This is a genomic window from Brucella sp. NBRC 14130 (assembly GCF_040371715.1).
Lineage (GTDB): Bacteria > Pseudomonadota > Alphaproteobacteria > Rhizobiales > Rhizobiaceae > Brucella > Brucella intermedia.
This window is the reverse complement of the sequence record NZ_BAABTE010000009.1, coordinates 90334-114248: the sequence shown is the minus strand read 5'-3', so window position 1 is coordinate 114248 and position 23915 is coordinate 90334. Positions and strand designations below refer to the sequence as shown.

The window sequence follows — 23915 nt, the reverse complement described above, 5'->3', positions numbered from 1 at the left end:
ATTCATGGCTTTTCTGAATATCAAAAACCTGAAAAAGAGCTTCGGCGCCAATACCGTCGTCCACGATTTCAACCTTGCCGTGGAAAAGGGCGAATTCGTCTCCTTCCTCGGCCCGTCAGGCTGCGGAAAGACGACCGTTCTGCGCATGATCGCCGGTTTCGAGATGCCCGACAGCGGCGCCATAGAAATCAACGGCAAGGATGTGGTGGACCTCAAGCCCAACCAGCGCAATATCGGCATGGTGTTTCAGGCCTATGCGTTGTTTCCGAATATGACGGTTGCGCAGAATGTTTCGTTCGGCCTGCGCGTTGCCGGAAAGCCGAAGGCGGAAATCGACGCCACGGTGAAGGAAATGCTGGGCCTCATCCGCCTCGACCATCTGGCGGACCGCTATCCCTACCAGATGTCAGGCGGCCAGCAGCAGCGCGTGGCGCTGGCGCGCGCGCTTGCCACCAAGCCCCAGGTTCTTCTGCTCGACGAGCCGCTATCGGCACTCGATGCCAAAATCCGCATCTCGTTGCGCGAAGAAATCCGCGCCATCCAGCAGAAGCTCGGCATTACGACCGTCTTCGTCACCCACGATCAGGAAGAAGCGCTGTCGATCTCCGACCGCATCGTGGTCATGCATGAAGGCCGCGCCGACCAGATCGGATCGCCTTTCGACATCTACAACCGCCCTGCCTCGCGCTTCGTGGCGTCGTTCGTCGGCACGCTCAACATGCTGGAAGCCTCGGTCAGCGAACCGGGCCGGAACAGCATCGAGCTCGACGGCCGCACCATCACGGTGCAAGAAACGCTCGATCATCATCCGAAGGGCAAGCCGCTGACGCTGGCCTTGCGCCCGGAAGCTGTCAGCCTCGAAGCGCGCAAGAGCCACGATACAGCGCTGGAAGCAACGATCGACGATGTGCATTTCCTCGGTTCCGTCATTCGCACGCGCGTGACGCTGGGCAAGAACCGCCTTTCGTTCGACACGTTCAACGATCCGACCCATCCGCCACCGCAGCGCGGCGACAAGGTGACCGTGCATTTCGCCTCGCGCGATCTTCTGGTCCTGGCAGACTGAGACAAAAAAGCCGCCCAGTGGGCGGCTTTTTCAATTACAGCGAAATTTTATTCGCCCCAGGGACCGTGGAAATCCCCGTCCTTGTCGATCCGCTTGAAGCCGTGCGAGCCGAAGAAATCGCGCTGGCCCTGGATGAGATTGGCGGTGCCAAGCGCCTGCGTAAAACTGTCGAAATAGCTGAGCGCCGAGCCCAGTGCAGGCAAAGGCAGGCCAGCGAGCGCCGCCTTGGCGACGATCTGGCGAAGGCCGTTGGAAGCCTTGCTCATGCGTTCGACAAAGGCGGGCGCCAGCAGCAGATTGCGGCTTTCGCTGTCCTCGAAGGCGTGGGCGATATCGTCCAGAAGCTGCGAACGAATGATGCAGCCCGCACGCCAGATGCGGGCGGTTTCGGCAAGCGGGATGTTCCAGCCGTGCTCCTGCGATGCGGCTTCCATCACCGCGAACCCTTGAGCGTAAGCGGCGATCTTGCCCGCCAGCAGGCCCTGCTCCAGATCGGCAAGGAATTTTGCCTGATCGGAAATCTCGAGGCTGCGCTGGCCGGGATTGTAGGCCTTTGCGGCAAGCGCGCGCGCCGCCTTCAGCGAGGACAGGGAGCGGGCAGCGACCGCGGCTTCAATCGCGGTTGCCGGAACACCCAGCATCTGCGCCTCGATGGCCGCCCAGCGGCCCGTGCCCTTCTGGCCGGCTTCATCGAGGATCATGTCGACCATCGCCTTGCCGGTTTCCGGATCGGTCGCCTTCAACACCTTGGCGGTGATCTCGATCAGATAGGAGTTGAGCGGCCCCTGGTTCCACTTTTCGAACACATCGCCGATGGCAGGGGCGGAAAGCCCGAGACCGTCACGCAGGATGCCGTAGATTTCGGCAATCATCTGCATGTCGGCATATTCGATGCCGTTGTGGATCGTCTTGACGAAGTGACCGGCGCCATCGGGCCCCACCAGCGCACAGCACGGTTCGTCCTTGTATTTGGCGGCAGCGGCAAGCAGGATCGGCGCGATGCGCTCATAGGCTTCCTCGGTGCCGCCAACCATCATCGACGGACCGTGGCGCGCACCTTCCGCACCGCCGGAAACGCCCATGCCGACAAAGGTCGGATCATTGGGGCCGAGCGCCTTCAGGCGGCGCACCGTGTCGCGATAATCGGAATTGCCGGCGTCGATCATGATGTCGCCCTTCTCAAGATAGGCCTTGAGGCGGGTGGTCTCAGCATCGACGGGAGCGCCTGCCTTGATGAGGAAGATGATCGGGCGCGGCTTGCGGATATTCGCCGCGAGATCCTCGAAAGTGGGGCAAGGAATGATCTTGTCGCGCAGCGGGCCAGCCTTTTCGAGGAAGGCTTTCAGCACAGGCTCATCACGGTCATAGACGGCTACCGTATAGCCCTTCTCGGCTATGTTCAGCGCCAGGTTGGAGCCCATGACGCCAAGGCCGACCATTCCGATATCTGCTTTTTCCATTTTGTGCCCTTCGCAAATGCAACCGACCGGCCGTCGTCTAGACACATGCAGAACATCGAACGCCGACAAGCCGAACCGATAAGAATAGGCCGCCGCCGGATTTCGGCGGCAGCGCATGTCAATCTGTATCCTATTGTGGGATGATCTAGGGCATATGACGCAAAGTTGATAGACCTCCCGTCACGAAAATCACCGGTTTTGCCCGCACAACCGCCTTCTTAAATCGGTTAGCTGGCCTGAAAACCCCGTGTTTCGCGATTTTCACACCCGTTCCAGCTTGTGATGCGGCAGCGGCGGCAATTCGATAGTGATCGCGTCATCCGCCTTCACCATGCCACCTGCAAGAACGATGGTCATGATGCCCGACTTGCGGACCAGTTCGCCATCGGGGGTGCGGTCCAGCACAGCATCCAGCAGCCCGGCCTGGAAATTCTCTATCTGGGCGCAAGGGTTGCGCAGGCCGGTCGCTTCCAGAACGACTTCACCGCCGATCCTGATCAGCGCACCCTGGGGTAGACCCAGCAGATCGACACCGCGCGTGGTGATGTTCTCGCCAAGGTCGGCGGGTGCGACATCGAACCCCTTTTCGGCCAGCTCGTCAAAAAGCTCGGCATGGATGAGATGCACCTGCCGCAGATTGGGCTGTGTCGGGTCGGCCCGCACGCGGGAACGGTGCTTTACCGTCACGCCCTGATGCGCATCGCCTTCGACGCCATGCCCCGTGATGATGCGGATTTCCGGCACGACCTGTTTGGAAAAACGATGCTCACCGTCCCGCGCTACAGCCACGACAAATCCGCTCATCAAATCCACCTTGTGAAAGACATCCTGACAGGACAAAGAAACTTCGTTAGCCGCATTACATGAGCTATATAGCACCTGTATGAAGCTGCGGGGCAAGCACGTGAATCACGACAGGCAGGCAAAGACAGACTTTCGCTGGGGCATATGGGGCACTGGCACGATAGCCAACGCCTTTGCGGACGATATTCAGGCAAGCACGGGGATGCGTGTCACCGCTGTTTGCTCGCGCGCGGCGGAGACCGCCGAAGCTTTCCGCCGGCGCATCGGCGCTGACAAGGCGTTCAGCGATTCAGGCGCGTTTCTCGCCCATCCGGATATCGATGCCATCTACATCGCCACTCCGAGCGCGATGCATGTGCTGCAGGCCATGCAGGCAATCGCGGCGGGCAAGCCATGCCTGATCGAAAAGCCGCTGTCGCTGGATGCGGCTGGCGCACGGCAGATCGAAGCCGCTGCAAAAGCAAAAAATGTCTTCGCCATGGAGGCGATGTGGAGCCGCTTTCTGCCAGCGATCCGCGCCGCCAGGAAGCATATCGACAGCGGTCGCATCGGAGCGGTGACGCGCATCGAAGCCGATCTGTCCTATATCCGTGCCTATGACCCGCAAAGCCGCTTCTTCAGCCCGGAACTTGGCGGCGGCGCTGCGTTCGATCTCGGCGTCTATCCGGTTTCGCTGGCACTGTATTTCCTTGGCTTGCCGGATCATGCGGACGGCCGCTGGCAGCGCGCCAGAAGCGGCGTCGACATGCGCACCGATTTCCAACTCGGCTGGCGGGGCGCTACAGCCAGCCTCTCCTGCGGCTTCGACCGCGACGGCGAGAACAGCATGCTGATCGAGGGGACCAAAGGCACGATCCTGATCCATGCGCCATTTCTGAAGGCCCAGAGGCTGACGCTGTTTTCTGCCTTTGCCGCGCGGTCATCGCTTGGGCCGAATGGCGGCAAGGGATTTGTAGGCAAGGTCATGAATCGCCTGCCCCTGCCGGGCCGCACCATCGAAACCTATGCCTTTTCCGGCAATGGATTGCAGTTTCAGGCCGAAGCGGTCCGCGATGCGGTGCGAAGCGGCCGGATATCCGATGCAATCATGCCGCTCGACCACAGTGCAGCCGTTGCCGACATCGTCCGCAAGGTGCTGTCGAAGGGTTAGAAGCGCATCCCGAAAAGTGAAACGGTTCTCGGATAAGAAGCGCGCCAGGACAAATTTTCAGAAAGACGAGCTGAGATCGGCTCTCTAGAAACTGCTTCTCATCCTGTAGGGCTGCGCATTTTGACCGGCATTGTTCAGGGCAAGCGCGATTTCGGTGATATGCAGCGCCACATCGCCAGAAAAGAATGCCTTGTCGCCCGTCTGGATTGCGCGGGCCTGATCGGCGATGCCCCGCACAAAATCGATCTGTGAGGGATACATGGGCAGCGACCGCTTGTCGGCCTTCGGATAGGACAGCTTTGTGCCGACGGTCGGTTTCCATGGCAGAAACTTGCCGACGCGCATTTCGATGATGCCGAACAGGCGCGCGAGAAAACGGCGCTTTTCCTCCGTGCGTTCAAGACGAACAGCCGAACGATTATCCCAGAGATCATCCACCACTATCGAGCCCTTGTCGGCAACAATCGTCAGGCTGCGATCCTTCGGCATGGCAAGCCCCGATGTGAGACGTGCCACCAGCCCCGACTTGAAAACGAGACAGCCGACCGAAAAATCAGGCGCCATATGCAGATGTTCGGTTCCCGGCCCCTTGTCCGGAAAGGTTATTGCGGAAAATGCCGAGACACTTTCAACCGGACCAAACAGCGACACCAGCCATGACAGCGCATAGCCCGCATGTTCCAGCGTGCAGCCGATCTCAAATTCGTGCAGGCCGGGCCACGGCGCTCCCGACTGCGAACGCCAGCTTGACCATTTGTCACGAAATACCGGCCCGTCTTCCATTTCCGCATAGACAAGACGCGGCACGCCGATGCCATTCATTACGCTTGCCACCAGACGATAGGCATCGCTGAGGCCATTGGCCGGAGCCGCCGCGAGCGTGAGCCCTGCCTTCCGCGCAAAAGCGACCAGCGCTTCCGCATCGTCATAATTCATCGCCAGCGGCTTTTCGGAATAGACATGCTTTCCCGCCGAAAGCGCTGCATGGGAGATTTCAAAATGACTTTCAGGCGTGGTCAGGTTGACGACGATCTCTACGTCCGGATCGGCGAGGACTGCCTCGAAACTCTCATAAGCGCTGACCGAGTAATGCGCGCAGAACGCCTTCAGCCGCTCGGGAGAGCGGTCATAGGCGCCGCGCAGCGTCAGTTCGGGATAATTGCGCAGCGTGGTCATGTAGTAGTCGGCAACAAATCCAGTCCCGACAATTGCGATATTCATGAAGTGGCTCCGGCTAAAAGCATTTCCAGCAAAAGTGCGAAACGGTCCTGCGTTGGATAATGCGTGTAAACAAAGAGATAGAGCGGTTCTACGATTCTGTTTTCACTGAAACCGCTCTATCGTTTCGGGATGATGATTTTCGCGGTCAGCCTGAGGCCGAAGATCGCAAAGACGAGCGTGAGCCAGACCGGGTCCATGCGGCGGAAGAAGAAGCTTTCCAGCATGGCGTTCAACGTTCCGAAGAACACGACCATCAGGAAGAAATCGGCAAGCAGCAGGTTTTCCCGCACCGGGCGGCAGCGCGCGTAATTGACCAGCGGCATGACGATGATGACGAAAATGGCGCAGATGAGCGCCGGAATCCCCATCGACAGCGCGATATCGAGATAACCATTGTGCCCATGCACGATGCCGCGCACATCCCAGTCGAGATAATACGGATTGGCGGCTTGCTTCGCGATCGGTGTGCCCCAGAAGCTTTCATAGCCGAAGCCGGTCCAGGGGCGCTGGGACAGCGCTTCCACCGCAAAGGCCCAGATTGAGGTGCGCCCGGTAAAGGTCGGATCGACGTCGAGTTGCAGAACAAGCTGATGCATCGGCTCGAACAGGACCGTGCCGAAGGTAAACAGCGCAAGCAGAAACTGGATCGTGAAGACTGCCACCGGCGCGAGGAAACGGAGGCCGAAAAGACCGGGGGTGATCACGAGCAGCATGGCCAGCGGCACCAGTGCCGCCGTCGTCTTCGATCCGGTCTGCGAGACGAAGACCAATGCTGATACCGCAATCAGGAATCCGCTCACCCGCCAGCCGCGCCGCCACAGATAGACACCGGCGAAGGAAAAGGCTGCCATGACCGGACCGGCAATGTTCTTGTGCGTGAAGACACCGCGCCAGAGATAGGCGTTTTGCGGCTCCAGCGCGTCGGCGCCGTGGGTGCCGAGATTTGGCAGAAGCACGACGCCCGCATAGGAAACGACGATGACGATCGAAGCCACGGTGACCAGCATGGCCGAATAGGCGTCGCCATCCTGCGGCAGGCTGAGGACGGCAATGACCGTCAGAATGCCGATCATGGTCAACAATACGCCGCGTATCGCGGTTGCCGGATCGGGGCTTGCGAAAACCGACGCCAACAGGAAGGCAAACATCAGCAGCCAGCCGGGGCTGACGATTTTGGCCACCTTCTTCGGATCGGCGAACATGGCAAGCGACAGCAGGGATACGGCTCCGAGACAGCCGAAACCGAGCTGGTTGATGGCATCGCCGCCGCCCGACGCATCCCCGCTCGCCGCGGCGCTGAGCGGATTGAAGGGACGGAAGGAAATCAGCAGAATGCAGAATGTTATCGTGGCGATAACGAGCGCAATCGTGCGGACTGTCGCCCGCACGTTGGCTTGCGCCGCAACATCGGAACGCGCGTCAGTTCTTGTCCGGGTTGCGATATTGCTCATTCAGATATCCAAAATGGGCCATGACGCGGCCCAGCCCGATATGGATGAAGTAAGTCCCGACCGGCACGAAGCGCGCCGCGATGCCGCGCCGCAGGGCCTTGATCGGAGAATAAGCCAAAAGAGCGAGACTTTTCAAAAAAACACGCACCTGACCCAAAGGCTCGTCCTTGCGCTGGCGTTGCTCGATCAGCGTTGACAGGACGCCGTTGCGCAGGCCCCGCGCCGTGATCCAGTCGCTCTCCAGCCGCCGTGCCGGAATGGTCTCCCGCACGATGCCTTCGTTGCACCAGGCAATCGTGAAGCCTTTGGCGCGGGAGCGGTTGATGAAATCGGAATCGCCGCCGCCGGTGAAATTGAACTTCAGGTCCATGAACGGATAGCCGATGGCTTCCAGAACCGGGCGGGCGATCAACAGGTTGCCGGATGAATAGATGATTGGAACCGGCCCGGTCTTGCTGTAATGCGGCAGGAAAACGGGATGCCTTGCCCATTTTTCCGACCCCGGCTTTTCAAAGATCGGATATTGGGGACCGCCGACGAGGCTGGCATTATAGCGCTCGGCGGTTGCCACCATGTTTTCGATCCAGGCCGGATCGGCGAGTTCGTCATCATCGATGACGATGACATATTTGAAATTCGGGAAATAGGTCGTCGCCGTCAGCCAGCCCGCATTGTAGGCATTGCAGTTGCCGCGATGGGATTCCACGATCAGCATGCCGTTATATTTACCGGCCTCGAACTGCGGTGCAGCAACCTTGGCGCCTTCCCGGTCCTCCGCCTCGTTTTCGATCACCACGACCGCGAAGCGGCGGCTGGTGACCTGGGCGTTGAGCGTATCCAGCGTGCGGATGACATGCTCCGGACGGCGAAATGTCGGCAAGGTCACCACCACCTCTACTTCATCGAAACGAAGTTTAGGTGTTTTAGCAATTACTTGTATATGATCCGGTAATACAGACATTACGCCACCCAATATTTAACGACCCATGTTTTCACCGGGCCTATTCAAAAACAATTAAAGAAAAGTTCACCGCGTGGTTGTAAGCACAGCCTGAAACTATCATAGAGAACGCTGATCCGTAATATGCAGGAGCTGACTTGCCGTCCCCTCACCTTGTTTTCGTAACATCGATTGTTCCGCATGGAATCCCGACTACCGGTTATGAAGTGGCGAATTCGGCTGTGGTCGATGGCCTGCGGCGTTCGGGTGCAAAGGTGACCGTGCTTGGTTTCACATGGCCGGGCGCGAAAGCCGATGCTGCGGATACGGTCGTGCTGGGCGAGGTGGAAGTGCGAACCGAAGGCGCTGGCATCAGGCGCAAGATCGGCTGGGTGGTGAAATCATTCCTGACCGGCCTGACTGTCTCCTCGGCGAAGTTGCGGGTGATTCCAGCACAGAAACTGCGCGAGGCCATCGGACAGATCGGCGCTTTCGATGCCTATGTGCTGAACGGCGTGACCCTGCCCGGCGCGTTTGAAGATATTTTCAAGGACAAGCCGTCGCTCTTCGTGGCGCATAATGTGGAATATCGCTCGGCGGAGGAAAATGCCGCCGACGCCCGAAGCTTCATTCAGAAATTCCTGTTCGCCCGCGAGGCGCGCATTCTCAAAGGGCTGGAAAGCCGCCTCAGCGCAAAAGCGCGTTTCGTCTTCACCTTTGCCGAAGATGACGGCCCGGCGCTTGGACTTGGTCCCGACCGGTTTGCGACGATGCCGCTCGTCACGCCGGGCGGAACGCAGGCGGCGCAGCCACGCCCGGCAAAATACGACCTTGCCCTCATCGGCACATGGACGTGGCACCCGAACCGCATCGGGCTGGAATGGTTCCTGCGCGAGGTAAAGCCGCATCTCCCTGGCGATATTTCCATCGCGATTGCAGGCAACACGCCCGCTGATCTCGTCTCTGCCTGGTCTGGCGTCAACTTCGTCGGCAAGGTGCCGGATGCGACGGAATTCGTGGAAAGCGGGGCGCTTGTTCCGCTCGTCAGCCGCGCCGGGACCGGGGTGCAGCTGAAAACCATTGAAACATTCGAGCTGGGCATGCCAAGCGTCGCCACGACGCATTCCGTGCGCGGTATCGGCAATATCCCGGCCAATTGCACCATTGCAGATGACCCGCGAGCCTTCGCGGCGGCAATCATCGAACGGATCGGGAAGGCAAGATCGGGGGACAGTCAGAGACTGGACGGCAAGGCCTTCACCCGGTCACAAATCGAAGGCATGGACCGCGCGGTTGCCCGCGGTCTGCAAGCACTTCGCGGCGAAAATAGAATGACGGACCAGGCATGATGCATACCGAAAATGTAACCTACCGGAACATCCTTGGCGTGAAGGTCGCCTGTTTTGATTGGGACGGCGCCTTCGCCTTCTTCGAGAACCGCATCACTGAAGGCCGGTTCATGAAGCAAGGCTGGCTCAACGCCAACAATTCCAACATTGCGGATGAAACCCCGGATTATCGCGCTGCGTTGCAGGATTTCCTGATCCTGCCCGACGGGGTGGGTGTCGATATTGCCAGCAAGGTCGCCTATGGCAGCAAGTTCCCTGCCAATCTCAACGGAACGGACTTCATTCCGGGGCTTTTGCAGCACATGAAACGCCCGCTGAAGGTCGCACTTCTCGGCGGCGGTCCGGGCGTCGCGGCCGACGCCGCACAGCTTTTCAGGCAGCAGATACCCCACCATGAATATCGCGTCATTTCCGACGGCTTCTTCAAGCCCGCCGATCTCGACGGCATTCTGGCGCAATTGAAGGAATTCCACGCCGACCTATTGCTCGTCGCGATGGGCGTCCCGCGCCAGGAACTCTTCATCGACAAGCATATCACCGCGGAGCACTGCACGATAGCGAGTGCGGTCGGAGCGCTGTTCGACCTGCATACGGGCCGGGTGCAGCGCGCACCGCACTGGATGCGCAAGATCCAGATGGAATGGGCGCACAGGCTGTTGCAGGAACCGCGAAGGCTCGCGAAACGCTATCTCATCGGCAATCCCGTATTTTTGTGGCGCGTCGCCAAAGGCTGGGTGAAGGGAGAACCCCGGTGAGAACCGCAATCGTCACGGCCAGCTGGGATCAGGATTTCGAGCGCTGCAGGCTGCTTTGCGAAACCGTGGACAAATATGTCAGCGGTTTCACGAAGCACTACATCCTCGTAGACAGCAAGGATGTTGCCCTGTTTCGCAAGCTCGAAAGCGCGCACCGGGTCATCATCGATGAGCGCGATCTTCTCCCCTCCTGGCTGCACGCCTTCTGGGACCCGACCTATCTTTGGCGCAGACGGGTCTGGCTTTCGCTCCGGACCAAGCCGCTGCGTGGCTGGCATGTGCAGCAGTTGCGCCGGATCGCGCTTGCTGCTGCCGTGGAGGAAGACGGTTTTCTCTACACGGATTCCGACACGGCCTTTCTGCGCCCCTTCGACTGCGGCACACTCTGGCATGGTGAAAAGCTTCGGCTTTTCGTGCGCCCCAATGCGCTCGCCAATCCCGAATGGCCGGAGCATCCGGTCTGGGCGGCCAATGCAGCGAAACTGCTGGGCATCGAAAACGGCAAAAGCGGGCTTAACGACTATATCGGCCAGCTTGTTTCATGGCGGCGCGACAGCGTGATTTCGATGTGCGAGCGGATCGAAGCCCATACCGGACAGCATTGGGTGGCGGCCCTTGGCAATATAAGACGCTTTTCCGAATGCTTCATCTATGGCCGCTATGTCGATGACGTGCTGCAAGGCTCGGGCCATTTCAGCGACACGCATGATCTCTGCCGGATGCAATGGTTCGCCCCGCCACCGAGCGAAGAGGAATTCCGCACCTTCATCGCCGAAATGGAACCGCATCAGGTCGCCATCGGCATGCAATCCTTTCTCGGCCTTTCGGTCGACGATATCCGGCGCATTATCGGAGCCTGAACCTCAAATTCGTTTAGCTGGCAAACGGATGCTGGAATAGGTGAAAACCAGCGACAGCAGATAGAGGCCGCCAAACACGATATTGAGCCCCAGAATCCAGTCGTGACTGTCGGCATAGTTCACCAGCAACAGCCAGACGAAGAACGCCTTGGCCGCAGTCATCAGCACCATGCTCAAGGTCCTGAGACCGGACTGGCCGCGCGCATACAGAATTTCGGTCTGGTATTCGATCAGGTTGCGGAAACCGGGTACGAGCAGCACCAGCGGCAACAGGCCCACAATGGGCGCAACGCTTGAACCGAGTGCGTTCGGGAAGATTTGCAGAAACACGACCATCGCGCCGAGACCCGCCACCGAAACGGAGAAGACCGCAAGCTCCAGTCCGGCGCGGATGCGCAAGGAAGACAGCATGTCCGGCGCGCGCATGAGCTTTTGCACCAGCATCATGTTGAAGGAGCGAACCGGCAGGGCAGTAAGATCCACAAGGCGCATGATGATCGCGTAAAGCCCCGCCGTCGCAGGCCCGCCGACAGTCAAGACGAGAAGCTTGTCCAGCTCGGCCTGGATATAGAACAGCAGTTCGGCCCCCATCACGGCAATCGCATCGGAAAGCCGCCGCATATAAAGCGATGGTCTGAAGCGAAGCCGGATCGACGGGTAAAATTGCAGCGCAGCAAGCAGCGCGACCCCATTTGCAGCCGCATACCACCATGCCCAATGCGCGATATCGTGGGCGCTTGCCAGCCACATGAACAGAAGGGCTGCGACGGCTCGCGTGGTCGTGCCGAAAATCACCAGTCCCGCCGATATGCCGAAGCGGCGCAGGCCGTTATTGACGATGATGACGATTTCCGTCGACCGCCAGAACAGGGCCTCGGCAAACACCACAACGGCAAAGGGCAGGAAGGAGATATCGCGGCTGAAAAAGACGAAGTAAACCAGCCAGGACGCCAGCGCGAACAGCGGCAGCGACACCAGAATGGCGACGAGAAAACCCGCCGTATAGATGCCGAGCAGGCGCGGCTTCACTGTCGATATGCGGTAAAGCGGCGAACTGAACCCGAGGGAAACGATACGCGACAGCACCACGCCCGTGCCCGACGCAGTGGCGAATATGCCGAAATCGCCCGTCGGCAGCGTGTTTGCAAGCGCGATGAAATAGACGAGTGAAACCACCAGCCTGCCAGCGGAGCCGGAAAACAGGGACAGGTAATCGCGCACTATTCCGGCATTATTGCCTGACAGTTTCCGCAGCGCTTTCGCTATCAACAGGGAGCCTCATCCATCGTGGTCTCGTGGTGCGTTCGACCCATCGGAGCGGGACGAGATAAAGAGATTTAGCTAAAAAGACTTAAACTCTTCTTTGCAAGCTCAAAGAGAAGACAAGCAAAAGCTAAAATAAGAGGGCCAAGCATTTCGCGGCTCAGGCCGACATTATTTTAACTTTTTGTTTTCTATAAAAAATTACATTCGGCCATCAGGTTTGGGGCAAGCGGATTCCGGTTTGGCATGCGCAAGCCCTGTTTTATGGATTTCATGGCGGCGGTTGCATCGGAAACGGCCCAACGGCTACAGATACGGACGAATTCGACAATGAGCGATCATGAGGGGCGCAGAAAGGCGGGAGTTGAGAAACCTCTTCTCGCATTTTCCGACGTGCGCCCGACGGGTCGCCCAACCGGTCGCCCGCCTGCTCCACGTGATAGCGAAGCCGCACCGCCATGGACACCGCCCGCGACATCGGATGAACGCGCTGCGTTCTTTCATGAACACGACCATGATGCGCAAGAAACGCGAGAACCCGTTATCGAGGAAGAACTGGACGATGCGGACGTGGCCGAGTTGCAAAAACGCGTGGCCCTGATCGAAGCGGAACTGGAGCGCAAGGTTCAGGAACGCGAACGTCGCAAAATCGCAATCGAGGCTGACGCTCCAACCCCCGAGCCGGCCCGCGAACCCGTCATGCGCGAGCATCCTGTTGCCGACCGCCCGGCACCGGATGCCGAATGGAAGCCGCTGATCGATCCGCGCATCGCCATCGATGTGGTGCGGGGATCGCGCAGGCTCCTGCTGGTCAGCACGATATTGGGCGGTGTGGTCGCCGCGCTCTATGCATTGTCGCTGCCGCAGATGTACGTCGCTTCGACCGATATTCTGGTCGATCCGCGCAACATCAAGACGGTTGGAGACGAACTGACCCCGGGGCAACTCCCGACCGATGCGTCGCTTGCCGTCGCCGAAAGCCAGGCCCGCATCATCGATTCCAGCAGTGTTCTGCTGAAAGTGATCGACAGGACGGACCTGACAAAAGACCCCGAATTCAACGGCACGCTGGTTCCGACCGGCATTGCCGGACTGTTTGCGCAGATCAAGGATATCTTGTCCCCCAAAAAGGCGAGCGACAGCCAGACGCAGCAAACCCGCGTTCTCTATAACCTGCACAAGAGCATCGCCATCGGGCGCGACGCCAAGACCTTTATCTATTCGATCTCGGTGAAAACCCGCGATCCGCAGAAATCGGCCTCGCTTGCGAACACCATCAGCACCGTTTTCCAGAGCGAGCTTGCATCGCTGCAATCCGATGCCGCGCGGCGCACTTCGGACGAACTGTCGAACCGGCTTGCCGACATGCGCGCCAATGTCGAACAGGCGGAGCGCGCAGCGGCTGATTTCCGCGCATCGCACGATCTCGTCAATGTCGATGGCAAGCTGATCAGCGATAACGACCTGACGCGGCTCAACGATCAACTGACCAACCAGCGCGCCGAAACCATGCGGCTTCAGGCCCGCGTACAGGTGCTGAGCAACGCCACTTCCGACAGCGTGGTGACTGGGACTTTGCCGGAGGATTTGCGATCCAACACGCTGACGGCGCTGCGGGCGCAATATGCGCAGGCGCGCCAGACGGCAAGCGGCTTGTCCACCCAGCTTGGCCCCCGTCACCCGGCGCTCATTCAGGCGCAGTCGCAGGCGGGCACGGTGCTGAACGACATCGACGCTGAATTGCGGCGCATCCGCTCCTCGCTGCGAGTCGAAGTCTCGCGGTCCGTGCAGCAGGAAAAAGACCTGACCGCGCGTCTGGCGCAGCTCAAGTCACAGCAGGCGAACAATAGCGGCGATCTGGTGAAATTGCGCGAGCTTGAGCGCGAGGCGACCGCGCGCCGCTCCGTCTACGAAGCCTTCCTCCTGCGCTCGCGCGAGACGAACGAACAGGAAGGGCTGAATACCGCCAATGTCAGGGTGTTGTCGGAAGCACGCCCGCCGCTCGATCCGGCCAGCACATCGCGCAAGCTGATCGTCATCGCCGGGCTGATTGCCGGCTTCCTAGCAGGGCTTGCGATCACAGCCGTCCGCAATTTCGGACGGCTGCTGCGCCTCTAGTGCGGTTCCTGCTAACAGAAACGCCGGAACCGCTCTAACTCTTTGTTTTATCGCATTATCCAACGCATCGAAGCGGGATAGGAAATCAGTCCAGTGAACTGATTTCCCCGCCTAGACGTTTCACACTTTTGCTGGAAATGTTCCAATCTCTTCCATTTGAAGTATAATCTTATCGATCAACTCATGCCGACTGGCGTGCGAGCACCTCGGCGCGCGGCACCTTGCGCCCGCTGGCGCGCAAGACACCATGTGCGCCGTCCAGATGGCCCGGCTTCAATTCGAGCGCCAGAAAACGGCGCTTTTCATATGGGCCGGGCATGGCAAGCTCGCCGGTCTTTTCAGCGGTAAAGCCGAAGCGCCCGTAATATTCTGGATCGCCCACGAGCAGGATCGCGCCATGGCCAAGGCGCATGGCTTCATCGATGGCATGACGCATCAGGGCCGAACCGATGCCGCAACCGGCAGCGGAAGGTTCAACGGCCAGCGGACCGAGCAGCAAGGCGGACACGGGAAAGCCGAAGGCGTCGAGCCCGGCATGGACATCCCACAGCCGCACGGTGCCTGCGAGCGCTCCATCTTCGCCAAGCGCGGCAAAGGCCAGCCCCTCTGCGGGCAGGCGACCGCGACGCAGCTTTTCCGATGACTTGCGGCGGCGGCCTTCACCCATCGCGCGATCCAGCAAGGCTTCGCGCGCCAGCACATGCTGCAGCGCCTCGCCCGCAATCGTGAAAGCCGGGGCAACGAGGGTTACGGTGTTTTCCTGAATTTCAAGAGTTGCGTTCATCACATCTATCCCCGCAAAGCGGCAGCAGCACACCCCGCCCGACGCCTTGCAGCACCGGGCGGATTGAGAGGATCTTTCAGACTTTCAAAGGTATGATCGAGGCCGGAAAGCGTTCGCGCTTTCCGGGATCATACCCCAGCCCCAAAGATCAGATGACGTAGGATCGGAGCGGTTCGAAGCCGTTGAACGCCACCGCCGAGTAGGTGGTGGTGTATGCGCCCGTGCCTTCGATGAGGATTTCATCACCGATGGTCAGCGAGACCGGCAGCGGATACGGCGTCTTTTCGTAAAGAACGTCCGCACTGTCGCAGGTCGGGCCAGCCAGCACGCATGGTTCGGTTTCGCTGCCGTCATGCGGGGTCACGATCTGGTAGCGGATCGCCTCGTCCATGGTTTCGGCGAGACCGCCGAACTTGCCGATGTCGAGATAGACCCAGCGCACATTGTCGTTGTCCGCCTTGCGCGAGACCAGAACCACTTCGGTCTTGATCACGCCTGCATTGCCGACCATGCCGCGGCCCGGTTCAATGATGGTTTCCGGGATGCGATTGCCGAAATGCTTGGAGAGCGCGTCGAAGATCGCCATGCCATAGGCCTGCGCGGTCGGCACGTCCTTGAGGTAACGGGTCGGGAAACCGCCGCCCATATTGACCATGCGCAGCACGATGCCTTCATCGGCAAGGGTGCGGAACACCTTGGCCGCATCGCCGAGCGCACGGTCCCATGCGGTGAGGTCCGTCTGCTGAGAGCCGACGTGGAACGACACACCATAGGAATCGAGACCCAGCGACTTTGCATGGCGCAGAACGTCGATGGCCATCGCAGGCACGCAACCGAACTTGCGCGACAGCGGCCATTCGGCGCCTTCACCGTCCGTCAGCACGCGGCAGAACACGCGGCTGCCGGGGGCGGCGCGCGCAACCTTCTCGACTTCTTCCACGCAATCGACCGCATAAAGGCGAATGCCCAGCTCGAAAGCGCGCGCAATATCGCGCTCCTTCTTGATGGTGTTGCCATAGGAAATGCGGTTCGCCGTCGCGCCGGCTTCCAGCGCCATTTCGATTTCGGCGACCGAAGCGGTATCGAAGCACGAGCCGAGCGAAGCGAGCAGGCGCAGGATTTCCGGCGCAGGATTTGCCTTCACCGCATAGAAGATGCGCGAATAGGGTAAAGCCTTCTCGAAGCTCAGATAGTTGTCGCGCACGACGTCGGTATCGACGACGAGGCAAGGACCGTCCGGACGACGGGTGTTGAGGAAGTCGATAATACGCTGCGTTGCCATGGTCGTTCTCCCGCGCGGTTGTCTTCACCGCTTTCAAAGGGACAAAGTGTGCATGAACGCATCCGCCGTGAAGCCAGCCTTTGGAGGTGCTGATGTCACGCGAAAACTCATGCGGCGATGGAACAACGCTAAACCCGCGTTACTCCGCTTTGTCTGCCTTGGATTGGAATTGGAGAACCGCATCCGCACTTCTGGCAATGAAGGTGTGCCTCTTCAGTAATTTCGGCTTTTGGACAGCCGAAAGACACTAGAAAGGCCCGCACCGTCGTTGCTTCAAGATGTCCTCGATCTGGCGGTTGGCCATCAGATCGACTGGAGCGGTTAGGTCCAGGTACCGTACCGAATTCCTCACCATTCGAGGATCGGCGGACACCCACAGGCACGTGCGACTTTGGGCAAGCGCGATATAAGCGCAAAGTCGTGTCCATTCAATGACAAAAAATTCGTTGAGCGAATTTATTTTTGGCAGGATCGCAGTGCGCTGCACGCTTGCCATTGTTCAATATTAGTGAAACATTCAACAGGCAAATCCGTCTCGAAAGAGCGTAAATATCCCGTTAATTGTTGCATGTTGTGAACAATGGCCAGTTTCGATCCCTTCAACGCCATCATTGCAAAAGCTGAAAAGCCGCCCGTTCACGCATTGGAAGGGCCGCTTGAAGGCGAACGGCTCGCCGTAAAAGACATTTATGACGTTGCCGGAATGGTGACGGGATGCGGCAATCCGCAGATCGAGGCCGAATCACCGCGCGCCGAAAGATCGGCTCCGGTGGTGGAAAGGCTGCTCGCCGCCGGGGCGGAATTTGTCGGCAAGGCACAGACCGACGAACTTGCCTTTTCCCTGATGGGGCAGAATTCGCATTTCCCCTATCCGATCAATCCGGCAGCGCCGGACCGCGTTACCGGCGGCTCATCCTCCGGCTCGGCGGCGGCCGTTGCAGGCAAGCTCGCCGACATTGCGCTCGGTTCGGATACGGGCGGCTCCATTCGCGCTCCTGCCAGCTTCTGCGGTCTCGTGGGCTTGCGCAGCACCCATGGCCGCATTCCGCTCCAGGGCATCATGCCGCTTGCGCCCTCGCTCGACACGATCGGATGGTTTGCGCGCGACATTGAGCTTTATGACCGGGTTGGCGCCATCCTGCTTGGCGACGACGCCCGAGAATTCAGTCTGACGAAGCTTCTTTATATGCCGGTTCTCGAACAGCTTCTGCTGGGCGAGGCCGAAACGGATGCCTATCGCGCGATGTTTGCCGAAGTGCGCCCGCACTTTACGAGCCTCAAGGCGGCAAGCCAGCCGACGCTTTCAATAGATGAACTCTATCTGGTCTTCCGCCACATTCAGGGTGCGGAAGCCTGGGCAACGCATGGTGGCTGGATTTCCTCGGGTGATCGCAAGCTCGGGCCCGGCGTCGCGGACCGTTTTGCCTTCGGCGCGGAAATCGCCGCTGATCTCGTTGCCAGCCAGCGCGTGCGCCGGGCGCAATTCACGCAGGAACTTGAGAAGATCATCGGGAACGACGCCGTGCTGGCGCTGCCGACCGTACCGGGTGCGGCTCCGCTCGCAAAGGAACCTTTCGAAACCTTGCAGGCCTATCGCGAGCAGGCATTGCGCCTGCTCTGCCTTTCGGTGCTTTCCGGTCTGCCGCAAATCACATTACCTTTGGGGCGGGTGCAGGGCGCACCTTTCGGCATTTCTTTCATCGGACCACGCGGCAGCGACCGGGCGCTGATCGGGCTGGCCAGAAACATCATCGGGAAGCGGGGCTAGACCATGGACACCCTCACACGTATGCGCGCCTTCATCGACGTGGTCGAGGCGGAAGGCTTTTCCGCCGCAGCGCGAAAAATCGGGCGTTCCAAGGCACTCCTTTCCAAATATGTGCGCGAGCTGGAAGACGAGCTTGGAGCGCGTCTTCTCAACCGCACCACGCGGCAATTCTCGCTGACCGAAGCCGGGCACACCTATTATCACCGGGCGGTCGAAATCATCCGCGAGATCGACGCGCTGCAGGATGCCGTCAGCGAAACCAGTTCCGATGCGCGCGGACGCATCAAGCTGTCCGCCCCGCGCACCTTCGCCGATGCCGTCATCGGCCAGTCCCTGATCGATTTCTGTCTCGCCCATCCCGAAATCGTGCTCGACGTACGGCTGGATGACCGGTTTGTCGATCTGGTGGAAGAAGGCTTCGATCTTGCGATCCGCATCACGCGCTTGCAGGACTCTTCCCTCATCGCAAAGCGATTGTCGCCCTTCCACTCCGTCCTGTGCGGCGCGCCGGAACTGATTGCCCGTGTCGGCAAACCGGAGCGCCCCGAAGATCTGGCCGACCGGCCCTGCATCATCGACACCAATGCACGCTCGCGCAACAACTGGCATTTCCGCAATACGGATGGCTCGATGATGACGGTTCCCGTCAACGGCCCGATTGAAGTGAACAGCCCCGTCGCCACAAAGAACGCCGCACTCGCCGGTCTTGGCTTTTCCATGCTGCCCGCCTTCATCGCCGAAGAAGAAATCGAGCGCGGCAGGCTGGTCTCCTGTCTGGACGAATTTATCGTGAAGGATGGCGGCATCTACGCTGTCTATCCGCATCGGCGCTATCTGCCGGCAAAAATCCGGGCGCTGGTCGATTTTCTGACCCAATGGTTCAAGGACAGGGAAAACAACTCCAGGGAAATGCAGTAAAGCGTTCCTGTTTGCCTCCTCCCGAACCGGGTCAAACTTTTGGGAAACATGCTCTGGATTTTCCAGAGACGTCGCACTTTCGCCGCCTTCGGGCATAAGCGTGTTCTAATGGAATTTTCGATGGTGGTTTCATCCTTGTTCAAGCGCGGTTTCATCCGGCCTGCAGCAATCGCATTGCTGGCGGGCTGTTTGCCCACGGTTGCACTTGCCCACCCGCATGTCTTTGCCGAGGCGCGGCTGGAACTCTCCATATCGCCCGACGGCACGGTGCAGCAGCTTGCCCATGTCTGGCGCTTTGATGACGTTTTTTCCTCCACCGTCCTCATGGAATTCGACAAGAATGGCGATCTCAAGCTCGACAAACAGGAGTTGATCGACCTTGGCCATGTCATCAATGGCTCCATTGCCGAATTCAAATATTTCCAGACCGTTCTGGACAATGGCAAGGATGTGAAAATGGCAAGGCCGACCGATCTTGCCGCTGATTTCACGGACAATCGCCTGCTCATCATCTTCACCAGCAAGCCCGACAAACCGTTGAAGCTTGCCGCGGGTCACAAGATCAGCTTCGGTGTCTATGACCCGACCTTCTATACCGCCATCGATTACATGAATGACAGCGACCTGATCGTGAAGGGCCTGCCCGCAGGCTGCACATCCAAGGTTGTCCGTCCCGATCCGGACGAGGCGCTTGCCCAGAACCAGGCGACACTGACCGATGCCTTTTTCAACGATCCGACGGGCACGGACATGTCGAAGATATTTGCAACCCGTCTCGAGATAGACTGCGAACCGAAAGGAAAGACCGGCTGATGAGAAAAGCGGCAGCCTTCGTTCTGGCCCTCTGCCTTACGATGATCGTTGCGCAAGCCTATGCGCAGTCCTCGCTCGGTATCGGCGCGAATGAGGTGGCGATGAAGCCGACCGGGCCTTTCGCGCATATCATCCTCTGGATGAACGAACAGCAGCGCTCTTTCTATCTCGCCATGACCAACGCTCTGAAAGCCATGCGCGAAGACCCATGGCAGGCTTCGGTTCTCGTTGGACTTTCCTTCGTTTATGGCATTTTTCATGCGGCGGGGCCGGGCCACGGCAAGGCGGTGATCTCGTCCTATATGATCGCCAATGAAACGGCGCTGCGGCGCGGTATCTTCCTTTCGTTCATTTCGTCGCTTTTGCAGGCACTCATGGCGATTGCCGTCGTCGGCCTCGCATGGTTCCTGCTGCGCGGCACCGGCATCTCGATGAACCAGACAGCGCGCTACATGGAGATCGCCAGTTTTGCGCTTGTGCTGTTTTTCGGCCTTTGGCTGCTGGCGCGCAAGCTGCCGCTGCTTTTCAGGAAGCGCGAGGATGCAGGCCCCGGCCCGACCGCATCGCTCTTTGCCGCCGCGCCCGAGCCGGCAATGGCTTCCGGCCCGGCATGGCAGGGTACGATTTCGCAAGCCACACGCGCGGCTGCGACCGGCAGCGCGGTCAAGCTCAATTACAAGCCCGCAACCGCTGCTGCATCGGATCATATCTTCATCGGCGAAGGGGACGTGTGCGCCGCATGCGGCAATGCCCATATTGCCGATCCTTCGACGCTCGGCGACGATTTCAACTGGAAGACGGCGTGGTCGGCGATTTTGTCGGTGGGCCTGCGCCCATGCTCGGGCGCGCTGATCGTGCTGACATTTGCGCTTTTGAATGGCTTGATGGTTGGCGGTCTGCTTTCGGTCTTCGCGATGGCCTTCGGCACGTTCATCACGGTGGCTGTTCTTGCCACCCTGGCCGTCACCGCCAAGAACACGGCGTTGCGCTTTGCGGGCAGCAAGGCCATGTCGGGTCGCCTGAAGGCGGCAATCGAGGTGGCCGCCGCCCTGTTCATCGCTCTGACCGGTGCGCTGTTGTTGAGCGCTTCGCTGGTGAGTTAGAGCGCGTTTCGATCTGAGTGAATCAGATCGGCGCTCTATCTCTTTGTTTTGATGCGCATCTTTTCCGAAAACCGTTTCACACTTTTCGGGATGCGCTCTAATCTTTATTTTGCCGCTTCGAGCGCAGCCAGAAAATTGCGAAGAAGCCCAGAACGAAGACAATCGAGAAGATGATCGCCGCGATTTGTGAGCGCTCGCCCAGCGCCAGCATGATGCTGGGCACGAAATAGGCAAGCACCCCGAAGCCGATCAGGATGACGGCGGCGGCAATTGCCGGATTGCTCTTCTTGCGCTCATCCACGGTCACGAAACTCCTCCAGCTTCTTCTTCTGCTGGCCGTCACTATCAAAGTTTTCCGGTGCAAGCCATGCCTGATAGGCTTTCTTCAAGGCAGGCCATTCGCTGTCGAGAATGGAAAACCATGCCGTATCGCGGTTTCGGCCCTTGGCCACCATATGCTGGCGGAATACACCCTCGAACTGAAACCCGAAACGCTCGGCGGCACGCTTGGAAGGCCCATTTTCATTGTGGCACTTCCATTCGTAGCGGCGGTAGCCAAGCTCATCGAAAATATACTGCATGAACAGGAACTGCGCTTCCGTGGCGGCGGGTTTCCGCGAAATCTGCGGCCCCCAATAGATGCTGCCGATCTCGATGACGCCATGGACGGGATCTATGCGCATCAGCGCCTGCCGCCCCGCCACCTTGCCGCTCGCCTTGTCTATGACGGCGAAAAACAGCGGATCGTCGCTTTTGGACGCCTTTTCCAGCCACGGCTCGAATTCGTCGCGCGTTGCAGGCGGAATTTCGAACAGCCAGGTAAAGCGCCGGTCCGCATCCTCAACCGAGGAAGCAGCAAACAATTCGTCACCATGCTTTCCGGGGTTCAGCGGTTCCAGCCGCACATAGCGGCCTTCAAGCACTTTGCGTTCCGGCTGTGGACGCGGCGTCCAGTTCTGCAAATCAGTCATGCCAATTCTCCCATTCGACCGGACAGGAGCATAAAAGAAGCGGGACGAAAACCGGATTATTGTTTCCGTGTCATTTTTCCCGAATGGCCGCGCGATCAACCGAAACGGCTTTCACCAGCGCCACCACTTCATCACCCGCGCGCAATGCCAGTTCGTCGACCGAGCGTCGCGTCAGCTGCGCAACCAGATGACGCCCCCGGAAGTCGAGCGCGACATAGGCGTTGGGACCGCTATCCATCGTGATGGCCGTGACCGTCACCGGCAGCACGTTGCGAATGCTGATCGCTTCCGGCGCCTTGCGGGCAATGGAAACATCGCGCGCACGCACGCGCAGCCGCACATGCATATCCCGTTTCAGCCCCGCATCGCTGAGCTGAAACGATGCGCCGCCAAGATCGATCTCCGCCAGCTTGTAATGCTCGTCATAGGACGAAACCGTCCCTTCCAGCAGCACGCCGCCGCCCTCGCCCTCGGCGTCGATCAGCGGAAACACATCCGCCGCCGCACCGCTTGCCGTCACCCGGCCAGCGGACAGAAGCACGATCTGGTCGGCAAGCCGCGCCACCTCATCGATCTCATGGCTCACATAGACGATCGGCACATGGCTTTCATCACGAAGACGTTCGATAAAAGGGAGGATTTCCTGTCGTCGCGCGTGGTCGAGCGAGGAAAGCGGCTCGTCCAGTAGCAGGAGCGCCGGATCGGACAGAAGCGCGCGACCGATGGCGACACGCTGACGCTCACCGCCCGAAAGCGTCGATGGCCGCCTGTCGAGAAGATGGCCAATGCCAAGCAGCGCCACCACTTCGTCAAAGCTGCGCGTCGCCTGCCTGCGGCCTGCCCAGCGCGCGTAAGTCAGGTTGCGCTTGACGCTCATATGCGGAAAAAGCCGTGCCTCCTGAAACACATAGCCGATGCGGCGCTTTTCCGGCGGCAGGTTTATGCCTCTTTCGGCATCGAACAGCGTGAAGTCGCCAACAGCGATACGCCCGCTTTCGGGGCGAAGCGTTCCGGCAATCATTTTCAGGAGCGTCGTCTTGCCCGCACCGGAGTGGCCGAACAAAGCGGTCACGCCCCAATCGGCTGCGAAATCGGCTTCCACAATGAACTTGCCGTTGCGGCCATTAATCGAAATAGCAAGCCCGCTCATTTCGTTGCTCCCGCAAGCCTGCGCTGCAGCCATTCGGACAGCACCACGGCAACCACTGAAATGGCAGCAGATATCGCAATCAGGCGGAATGCTTCCGCGTCGCCGGATGGGGTCTGCATCAGGGCATAGATGGCAAGCGAAAGGGTCTGCGTTTCGCCCGGAATGTTGGACACGAAAGTGATCGTGGCGCCAAACTCGCCCAGCGCCTTGGCAAAGCCAAGCACGGCGCCTGCCAGCACACCGGGCAGAAGCGGCGGCAGAATGACGGTGAAAAAGGCGGTGAAACGGCTGGCACCAAGCGTGCGGGCAGCTTCCTCCAGCCCGCGGTCAAGCCCTTCTATCGAAAGCCTGATCGGGCGGACAAGCAGCGGAAACGCCATCACACCGGCGGCAAGGGCAGCACCCGTCCAGCGAAAGGAAAAGGAAAGGCCGAACCATTCCTGCAAGGGAGCGCCAAGCGCCCCCCGCGCGCCAAACAGGATCAAAAGCAGATAGCCCGTCACCACCGGGGGCAGAACCAGCGGCATGGTGACGATAGCCTGCGCCAGAGACTTGCCCGGAAAATTGAACCGGGCAAGAATCCATGCGACGACAAAGGCAATCGGCAGAGCGACAATAATGGCTATTCCGGCAACCCGGAGCGACAGAGACACAATCTGCCAGACATTACTCTCAATCATTTTTGGCGA

Annotated in this window: 22 protein-coding genes; 10 read left to right on the top strand and 12 right to left on the bottom strand. The window is 59.5% G+C overall.

Annotated features, from left to right (window positions below):
* Window positions 1–4 precede the first annotated feature (4 nt).
* A complete protein-coding gene (locus tag ABWW28_RS18720; RefSeq protein ID WP_025091750.1) occupies window positions 5–1066 on the top strand; it encodes an ABC transporter ATP-binding protein in 1062 nt (353 codons plus the stop codon).
* A 47-nt stretch (window positions 1067–1113) separates the two neighbouring features.
* Here the strand turns inward: ABWW28_RS18720 and gnd are convergent, their stop codons facing one another.
* Both gnd and ABWW28_RS18710 read right to left on the bottom strand, forming a co-directional pair.
* A complete protein-coding gene (gnd, locus tag ABWW28_RS18715; protein ID WP_113342328.1) occupies window positions 1114–2526 on the bottom strand; it encodes an NADP-dependent phosphogluconate dehydrogenase in 1413 nt (470 codons plus the stop codon).
* A 261-nt stretch (window positions 2527–2787) separates the two neighbouring features.
* A complete protein-coding gene (locus ABWW28_RS18710) occupies window positions 2788–3330 on the bottom strand; it encodes an MOSC domain-containing protein (RefSeq protein WP_113477074.1) in 543 nt (180 codons plus the stop codon).
* Between the two features lie 100 nt (window positions 3331–3430).
* Here ABWW28_RS18710 and ABWW28_RS18705 point away from each other — a divergent pair, with 100 nt between their 5' ends.
* Complete coding sequence (locus tag ABWW28_RS18705; protein WP_376780817.1) at window positions 3431–4480, top strand: Gfo/Idh/MocA family protein; 1050 nt, start codon at window positions 3431–3433, stop codon at window positions 4478–4480.
* 84 nt (window positions 4481–4564) lie between these two features.
* Here the strand turns inward: ABWW28_RS18705 and ABWW28_RS18700 are convergent, their stop codons facing one another.
* From ABWW28_RS18700 to ABWW28_RS18690, 3 genes are all read right to left on the bottom strand, one after another.
* Window positions 4565–5701 carry a Gfo/Idh/MocA family protein gene (locus tag ABWW28_RS18700; RefSeq protein ID WP_176588279.1) on the bottom strand — a complete coding sequence of 379 codons (1137 nt, stop codon included), beginning with the start codon at window positions 5699–5701 and terminating at the stop codon, window positions 4565–4567.
* 116 nt (window positions 5702–5817) lie between these two features.
* Complete coding sequence (locus ABWW28_RS18695; RefSeq protein WP_112670995.1) at window positions 5818–7152, bottom strand: O-antigen ligase family protein; 1335 nt, start codon at window positions 7150–7152, stop codon at window positions 5818–5820.
* Window positions 7121–8113: a glycosyltransferase family 2 protein gene (locus tag ABWW28_RS18690; protein ID WP_006471419.1), complete on the bottom strand. Its 993-nt coding sequence runs from the start codon at window positions 8111–8113 to the stop codon at window positions 7121–7123. The genes ABWW28_RS18695 and ABWW28_RS18690 overlap by 32 nt, the downstream gene beginning before the upstream one ends.
* Window positions 8114–8250: 137 nt before the next feature.
* Between ABWW28_RS18690 and ABWW28_RS18685 the strand changes: the two genes are divergently transcribed.
* From ABWW28_RS18685 to ABWW28_RS18675, 3 genes are read left to right on the top strand one after another with little or no spacing between them, the layout of a single operon-like run.
* Window positions 8251–9441: a glycosyltransferase family 4 protein gene (locus ABWW28_RS18685; protein WP_176588278.1), complete on the top strand. Its 1191-nt coding sequence runs from the start codon at window positions 8251–8253 to the stop codon at window positions 9439–9441.
* The gene (locus tag ABWW28_RS18680) at window positions 9438–10196 is read left to right on the top strand and encodes a WecB/TagA/CpsF family glycosyltransferase (RefSeq protein WP_176588277.1); all 759 of its coding nucleotides are present in this window, start codon (window positions 9438–9440) and stop codon (window positions 10194–10196) included. Before ABWW28_RS18685 ends, ABWW28_RS18680 begins: the two co-directional genes overlap by 4 nt.
* Complete coding sequence (locus tag ABWW28_RS18675; protein WP_176588276.1) at window positions 10193–11056, top strand: DUF6492 family protein; 864 nt, start codon at window positions 10193–10195, stop codon at window positions 11054–11056. The genes ABWW28_RS18680 and ABWW28_RS18675 overlap by 4 nt, the downstream gene beginning before the upstream one ends.
* A gap of 3 nt (window positions 11057–11059) precedes the next feature.
* On the opposite strand, the gene ABWW28_RS18670 is transcribed toward ABWW28_RS18675, so the two are convergent.
* Entirely contained in the window at window positions 11060–12325 is a 1266-nt protein-coding gene (locus ABWW28_RS18670; RefSeq protein ID WP_176588275.1) for a lipopolysaccharide biosynthesis protein, read from the bottom strand.
* A 324-nt stretch (window positions 12326–12649) separates the two neighbouring features.
* On the opposite strand from ABWW28_RS18670, the gene ABWW28_RS18665 reads away from it, so the two are divergent.
* The gene (locus ABWW28_RS18665) at window positions 12650–14437 is read left to right on the top strand and encodes a GumC family protein (RefSeq protein WP_176588274.1); all 1788 of its coding nucleotides are present in this window, start codon (window positions 12650–12652) and stop codon (window positions 14435–14437) included.
* A gap of 181 nt (window positions 14438–14618) precedes the next feature.
* Here the strand turns inward: ABWW28_RS18665 and ABWW28_RS18660 are convergent, their stop codons facing one another.
* Both ABWW28_RS18660 and odc2 read right to left on the bottom strand, forming a co-directional pair.
* Window positions 14619–15221, bottom strand: coding sequence for a GNAT family N-acetyltransferase (locus tag ABWW28_RS18660; RefSeq protein WP_176588273.1), 603 nt, complete (start codon window positions 15219–15221; stop codon window positions 14619–14621).
* Between the two features lie 148 nt (window positions 15222–15369).
* Window positions 15370–16503 carry an ornithine/lysine decarboxylase gene (gene odc2 / locus ABWW28_RS18655; RefSeq protein ID WP_100649131.1) on the bottom strand — a complete coding sequence of 378 codons (1134 nt, stop codon included), beginning with the start codon at window positions 16501–16503 and terminating at the stop codon, window positions 15370–15372.
* Window positions 16504–17083: 580 nt separating this feature from the next.
* On the opposite strand from odc2, the gene ABWW28_RS18650 reads away from it, so the two are divergent.
* The 4 genes from ABWW28_RS18650 to ABWW28_RS18635 all read left to right on the top strand — a co-directional run bounded on the left by ABWW28_RS18650 (window position 17084) and on the right by ABWW28_RS18635 (window position 21105).
* Window positions 17084–18271 carry an amidase gene (locus ABWW28_RS18650; RefSeq protein WP_176588272.1) on the top strand — a complete coding sequence of 396 codons (1188 nt, stop codon included), beginning with the start codon at window positions 17084–17086 and terminating at the stop codon, window positions 18269–18271.
* 3 nt (window positions 18272–18274) lie between these two features.
* Window positions 18275–19189 (top strand): LysR family transcriptional regulator, encoded by a 915-nt coding sequence (locus ABWW28_RS18645; RefSeq protein ID WP_006469450.1) that lies wholly within the window; start codon window positions 18275–18277, stop codon window positions 19187–19189.
* Window positions 19190–19297: 108 nt separating this feature from the next.
* Window positions 19298–20002, top strand: coding sequence for a DUF1007 family protein (locus ABWW28_RS18640; protein ID WP_176588271.1), 705 nt, complete (start codon window positions 19298–19300; stop codon window positions 20000–20002).
* Window positions 20002–21105, top strand: coding sequence for a nickel/cobalt transporter (locus tag ABWW28_RS18635; RefSeq protein ID WP_176588270.1), 1104 nt, complete (start codon window positions 20002–20004; stop codon window positions 21103–21105). The genes ABWW28_RS18640 and ABWW28_RS18635 overlap by 1 nt, the downstream gene beginning before the upstream one ends.
* A 97-nt stretch (window positions 21106–21202) precedes the next feature.
* On the opposite strand, the gene ABWW28_RS18630 is transcribed toward ABWW28_RS18635, so the two are convergent.
* From ABWW28_RS18630 to modB, 4 genes are all read right to left on the bottom strand, one after another.
* Window positions 21203–21412 (bottom strand): hypothetical protein, encoded by a 210-nt coding sequence (locus ABWW28_RS18630; protein WP_176588269.1) that lies wholly within the window; start codon window positions 21410–21412, stop codon window positions 21203–21205.
* Window positions 21399–22076: a GNAT family N-acetyltransferase gene (locus ABWW28_RS18625; protein ID WP_176588268.1), complete on the bottom strand. Its 678-nt coding sequence runs from the start codon at window positions 22074–22076 to the stop codon at window positions 21399–21401. Before ABWW28_RS18625 ends, ABWW28_RS18630 begins: the two co-directional genes overlap by 14 nt.
* 70 nt (window positions 22077–22146) lie before the next feature.
* Window positions 22147–23226 carry a molybdenum ABC transporter ATP-binding protein gene (gene modC / locus ABWW28_RS18620; protein ID WP_353391738.1) on the bottom strand — a complete coding sequence of 360 codons (1080 nt, stop codon included), beginning with the start codon at window positions 23224–23226 and terminating at the stop codon, window positions 22147–22149.
* Window positions 23223–23906 (bottom strand): molybdate ABC transporter permease subunit, encoded by a 684-nt coding sequence (gene modB / locus ABWW28_RS18615; RefSeq protein WP_113368727.1) that lies wholly within the window; start codon window positions 23904–23906, stop codon window positions 23223–23225. The genes modC and modB overlap by 4 nt, the downstream gene beginning before the upstream one ends.
* Window positions 23907–23915 lie beyond the last annotated feature (9 nt).